The sequence below is a fragment of the Robinsoniella sp. genome, from assembly GCF_034124845.1.
On sequence record NZ_JAWYAJ010000606.1, the window covers coordinates 1 to 6,015 of the forward strand.

The following is a 6,015-nucleotide window of genomic DNA, read 5'->3' on the forward strand; positions in this document are numbered from 1 at the left end:
GACTGGCACTAAACATCTGCCGTCCCCGTTCCACCAGGTTGTGAGCCTCATCAATGAGAAACAGATAGTCTCCCTGTATCCCATCCGCAAAAAAGCGCTTCAGACTGGCCCTGGGGTCAAACACATAATTGTAATCGCAGATAATGGCATCCACCCACACAGATAAATCCAGTGACAGTTCAAAAGGACATACCATCCATTTTTCAGCCTGCTCCAGAATATCCTCCCGAAAAAATCGGCTTTTCTCATTTAAAAGTTCGTACACGGCATCGTTGATCCTGTCGTAATGGCCCTTTGCATAAGGGCAGTCCTGAGGATTACAAAGTGTCTCTTCACAAGGACAGATCTTCTCCTTTGCCGTTAAGATAATTACTTTGTACTGCAGCCCCTGCTCTTTTAAAAGTTCAAAGGCTTCTGCCGCTACTGTTCTGGTTATGGTTTTGGCTGTCAGATAAAATATTTTATCGCCTAATCCTTCGCCAACTGCCTTCACTGCCGGAAATACGGTTGAAATCGTCTTCCCCACACCGGTTGACGCCTGGATGAACAGCTTCTTCTTTCTTTGGATCGTGCGGTAGACAGCACCAGCCAATCCTTTCTGTCCCTCACGGTATGGAAAGGGAAACATAATTTCCCTGATGGAGTCTGTCCTTTTCTGTCTCCATTCCTTTTGGAAAACTGCCCACTTCTGATACTCAGTCACCAGTTTCTGAAACCATTCCTGCAAATCCTCAATCCGGTATTCCTGATAAAACCGCTTTATAACTTCTGTATCCAGATTACAATAAGTCATCTGTACCCCAATATTTTCCAGCTTTTCTTCATTTGCATAGATGTATGCATAGCACATTGCCTGTGCCAGATGAACCCCCACCGGTTCATTTAAAAACTCCAGATCCCGGTAAACGCCTTTGATCTCATCGATCAGGACTCCGGAATCATCTACCTGTATGCCATCTGCTCTACCCTCAATACTGATTGCAAAATCTTCAAACTCCACCAGATGTTTAAGTGGCACCTCCGCCTTATAAGCTGCCCCCATCTGCCCCTGGATTTTCCGGTGCAGCTTACTGCCAAGCTGCATGGCTTCTTTATCCGCCATGGCGCCTCTTCGATTATCTATATCACCGCTGCGCAAAATGAATTCTACCAGATTACGCACTGAAATCCGTATTACGTCCAATTCCCTGTCTCCTATTCCATCCGCTTCCCGCAAATCGTTATAAACATTCTCCAAATATACGCTCTTGAGAACTTTATCCTTACATGATTTTCATTATAGCACAAAAAACGCATAACCTCTATCCAAGATTATGCGCCTGCTTTTCCATATGATGTTAAACAGCTAAGTCAAATTTGAATTGTACAGCTTCAAAAACACGCTAAGATGCACAATACTTACTTAATACATTTTCGAACTGCATATCTTCTCCGCCGTATTTTACAGTAAGTACACGTGTCAGGTCTAAGCTTAACACGCCTAATATTGACTTGGCGTCGATGACAACTCTGTTATAGAATACATCAATATCAAAATCACATTTACCTGCAGTTGATACAAATTCTTTTACTTCATTGATTTCGGAAAGCTTAATTTTCCTTTCTGACATACTTTTCACCTCACTTAACCATGTATGACTAATTTATTTGTTGCCATATTATGTCATGTCAAGAAGATTTTGTCAACACTGCATTTTTATGATCATTTTGTGGTATCGATTTCGTCCCGTCATTTTATCCAATTATATAAGAAAAGAATTTTCTAATCTATGAATAATAACTATTCTATTTCCTTTCGGTCTAAACTCACTATCTGCAACACCAGCAATTTATCTATGATTTTGTTCCAAATTTTTACACTGACAGTTCATATAAATTCCGGCATGTACTTTCTGCGTTTCAAAGGTACAAGCTTGCGCTGGAGCTGCTGATTCTTACGTTCCTTAATACCGATACTTTTACAGAAGCCTTTCCATAGTTCCTGAAATTCCATCTCTCTATCCGATGCCCGGTATAATTTTTCGGGATCGTTCACTTCCCCGGTAACCACAACCCAGTCTTTTCCCACCTCATGCACCATAAGCATCTGATGGGTTTTATCGTAAAGCAGAAAATTTTCATTGGGAAAACGATTGGCAAAATGATCTCCAATTACCGGAATAATCTTATTTTCCGGCTCTATCACTGAACTGAGTACTTTATTCTGAAGTTCTTTAAACCGGACAAACCCCAGATAGTGATGCGCTTCATTTCCTACATTTCTTGACAGTTCAAACACCTTACAGATATGGGGATTCCCCAGATTCTGAATCACCGGTCCCCGGTAGTTGCCGCTAAGCCCCAGCACAATCATCCGGTAAATCGCATCTGCCTTGTCATCCTCCCTTGACAGAGTTGCCTGATAAACCGCCTCATAGTCTTCTTCCACCATTTTTTCCCGGATTGTTCTGGCAACCTTATATGCCTTTTCATGATCCACCGGAACATCGACGTAACTTGTAAAGAGTTCATAATTTAAATTCCCTCCGGACTGCAATGCCACATTCCCATGCCCCAGCCTGCTTGCCCATGCATCATACACCCCAGTAAATATGCCATCCGTACTGTCCTCACATCTGAATATTATCTTTTCCATTTTATTCCCAACCTCACATTATGCCTGCACAATCAACTTTTGAGCGTAGGCATTCATACCTGCATCCACATTGTAATCATCAAACAGACTCAACTGGCGATATCCGGCTGCCTCAAAGGGAAGTTTCTCACCCACGCTCAAGAGATTGCGCAATATATAATCTTCATCTATCTTTACCGGATACATCATCTTTCCCTGGCAGGTGATAAAATACAGTGCTCTTTTCAGCACAACCCCCATTTTCTTTAAATCCTCAAACTTTAGACTCCCAAATCTTCTCGCCTGCACAATTCTTCTGGCGGACTTCGTCCCGATTCCCGGCACCCGAAGCAGCATAAAATAATCCGCACGGTTTATCTCAATTGGAAAATTCTCCAGATGTCCCAATGCCCAGTCACATTTTGGATCGATCAGCACATTAAAATTGGGCCTTTTTTCCGACAGCAGTTCTCCCGCCTGAAAGCCATAAAACCGCAGCAGCCAGTCAGCCTGATAAAGCCTGTGTTCCCGTAACAGAGGTGGTCCTCCCGGAAGCATTGGCAGATTGGAGTCTTCATTTACATGCACAAAGGCGGAGTAAAAAACACGCTTTAAATCAAATTTCTGATACAGGGACTCGGCTACCGAGATGATCTCATAGTCATTTTCCGGCGTTGCACCAATAATCATCTGGGTACTCTGTCCTGCCGGCACAAACTTGGGCGCATTGCGATATACAGCCACGTCATACCGATTCTCCTCCCGTGTACTCTGAATCTGCCGCATAGGTGCCAGAATCGTCTTGCGGGTCTTATGTGGTGCCAGTTTCTTCAGTCCTTCGGACGTGGGGAGTTCCAGGTTGACACTCATCCTGTCTGCCAGAAACCCGGTTCTGTCGATTAAATCCTGGGATGCCCCGGGTATGGCTTTCACATGAATATACCCCTGGAAATGATATTCGTTCCGCAGTTTATACAGCGTCTGATATAAAAGTTCCATGGTATAAGTGGGATTGCGCAGTACTCCGGAGCTTAGGAACAGCCCTTCAATATAATTTCTGCGGTAAAATTCCATAGTCAGCTCACACACTTCTTCCGGGGTAAAAGAAGTGCGCTCTACATCATTGGAAGAACGGTTAATGCAGTACTTGCAATCAAAAATACATTCATTTGTAAATAAAATTTTCAACAGTGAAATGCATCTGCCGTCAGCAGAAAAACTGTGGCAGATACCCGGTGCTATACAATTGCCGATTCCTTTCCCATTCCCCTTGCGGTCCACGCCGCTGGAAGTACACGCCACATCATATTTAGCTGCATCCGATAAAATCTGTAATTTGTCATAGACACTCATCGATTCCTGTATCTTCATAATATTTATAGCCTCACCCCAAACATTTGTTTGTCTTTATTGTAGCACATGCTTGTCAGGGATGCAAGTTTTTTCGAACATATATTCGCTTTTTATGTTATTAATTTCTATGCTTTTTCTTTTTGAATCTGTCTTTTTTAAACTTTTTACTTTTTCATTCGTGATTTCGGAAAGAATACTCTTTCCCAATCACAAGACACTTTGAATTGCCGCCATGTCCGATCTCCTCTGTTTTTGCAACCGGAAGAGATGGATTATCCGCGGCTTCCATCAAAAGATTTTCAATCGCATATTTATTTGACCTGTCCAATTCCGAGAATGTACCAAGAAGAACCCCTGCAGAATGTTGGAATACGCCCATCTGTTTTAACTGATACAGGAACGTTTCTAACTTTGCTCTGTCACCGCTTCTGCTCTCCAGAAAAAGAACTTTATTACGAACATCCGGAAAATACGGTGTTCCCGCCAGTTTTAAAAGGCACCGGATATTGCCGCCCACAACAATTCCTTTCATTTCCTGCTGCTGACAGAATCGGTAAGAAAAGCGATACAAACTGTCTCCTCCCTGAAGCATAGTTTCCCCAAAATTTCTCTGCTGCCTCCCGGCTGTCTCGAACCGTGCGTTAAAATTGCCTGATGCACAGAGGTTGCGAATCTGGTATATATATGTCTGGCATCCTGTTTTTGTATAAATCCCATTCAATACAGTTGTCAGGTCACTATAGCCAAAGAAAGGCTTTGGATTTTTCCGGATCAGTTCGTAATCCAGGTATTCCAGGATTCCATTGGCAAGGTCCCCGCCTGAGACATCAAATACGGCATCTATATCATTCTGCCTGTAAAATTCCATCAGCGCTTCCCCGCGTTCTTTAGCCCCACTGCTGTAACCTTCACTATTTTCAAAAATGCAGGGACTGATTACAGGCACCAGTCCCATTTTCATTAATATGTCTGATAAATCATTTATCTGTTCCTTGGATGTCAGTGGTAATCCGTTGGAACAGGCTGTAATTCCTGCTTTACTTAAAGGTTTCATATTATGATCTATTCCTTTCTACGTGCCTTTACCATTTCGCCGTTCAATTTCTTCTTACAGCATTCCCGGAGTGTTTTTGGAGGATTGTCTTCGTCTGGCTCCCACCTGATACTAAACGGCACTGCACAGCACTAAAAGAAGCAAAAATACCTGCCGGTAATCTGTTTATATACAAGATACTCCTCGCCAAATACTATCTCCAGGTATTTTTCTTCCTGAAGAATCTGCAAATGCAGCACCAGAATCGTACATACCGTAACAGCTAAAAGTATGGGATTAAAAAATGCAATTAAAATCCCCAGATACATCAAGTCAAATCCTAAGAATGCTGGATTCCTGCTATACTTATAAATTCCCTCCGTTATCATCCTGGTTTCTTCCTGGTCCGGAATCCCGGCGCGCCAGCTGTCCCGCATCGTCCACATGGCAATGATAAATATAACAACTCCCGCAGCTGCTGCAAGGATCCCCACAGTACGTATGAAATTGTTAAAATACCAGTGACCTCCATTTAAAATACTGCCCAGTTCAAAAAATACAATGAATACCGTCAAAACGCCCAAAGCTCTTTCCACTAAAAGCGTAACACTGTCCTTCTTGCCTTTTCCCATCTGATTTGTTTTAATTCCTTTTTTCTTCTGCAACAGCATTTTCAGAAAATATGCCCCATAAAAAGAAACTAAAATGAAGATTCCGCTAATCTGCAACATACTCATCCATATCCCTCCTGTATTAAATTAATATATGTTCACTTGTTCATATATGATAACATATATTATTTCAAATGAAAAGCATTTTCTCAATTATTATTACATATCCGGAGAATTCTATGCCAGAGGTAATAATTTCAGGTACAAATATAATACGAAAACTTCATATCTTTACTTAATAAGTAGATAGGATGGCCTTGCGGTTTATAAAATTCTAAATTTGGGTTTAGCTGAGTAAGGACGCTTTGTATAAGATAGGTAGTGTACGAAAAGATGGGCGTGGG

General features: G+C 42.0%; 5 protein-coding genes and 1 pseudogene. All 6 read right to left on the bottom strand.

The genetic code is table 11. The features are described from left to right. A pseudogene (locus tag ACH2DQ_RS29780) lies at window positions 1-1,237 on the bottom strand (ATP-dependent DNA helicase); the annotation flags it as partial. 145 nt (window positions 1,238-1,382) lie between these two features. Further along, the gene (locus ACH2DQ_RS29785; RefSeq protein WP_027293454.1) at window positions 1,383-1,610 is read right to left on the bottom strand and encodes an HPr family phosphocarrier protein; all 228 of its coding nucleotides are present in this window, start codon (window positions 1,608-1,610) and stop codon (window positions 1,383-1,385) included. Between the two features lie 257 nt (window positions 1,611-1,867). Further along, window positions 1,868-2,635 (bottom strand): TIGR03915 family putative DNA repair protein, encoded by a 768-nt coding sequence (locus ACH2DQ_RS29790; RefSeq protein WP_394911759.1) that lies wholly within the window; start codon window positions 2,633-2,635, stop codon window positions 1,868-1,870. Window positions 2,636-2,653: 18 nt separating this feature from the next. After that, window positions 2,654-3,985 (bottom strand): putative DNA modification/repair radical SAM protein, encoded by a 1,332-nt coding sequence (locus tag ACH2DQ_RS29795; protein ID WP_394911760.1) that lies wholly within the window; start codon window positions 3,983-3,985, stop codon window positions 2,654-2,656. 154 nt (window positions 3,986-4,139) lie between these two features. Further along, on the bottom strand, window positions 4,140-5,021 hold the full coding sequence (locus ACH2DQ_RS29800) for a S66 peptidase family protein (RefSeq protein WP_394911761.1): 882 nt from the start codon (window positions 5,019-5,021) through the stop codon (window positions 4,140-4,142). A gap of 131 nt (window positions 5,022-5,152) precedes the next feature. After that, window positions 5,153-5,737, bottom strand: a complete 585-nt coding sequence (locus ACH2DQ_RS29805) for a methyltransferase family protein (RefSeq protein ID WP_394911762.1) — start codon at window positions 5,735-5,737, stop codon at window positions 5,153-5,155. Between the last annotated feature and the right edge of the window lie 278 nt (window positions 5,738-6,015).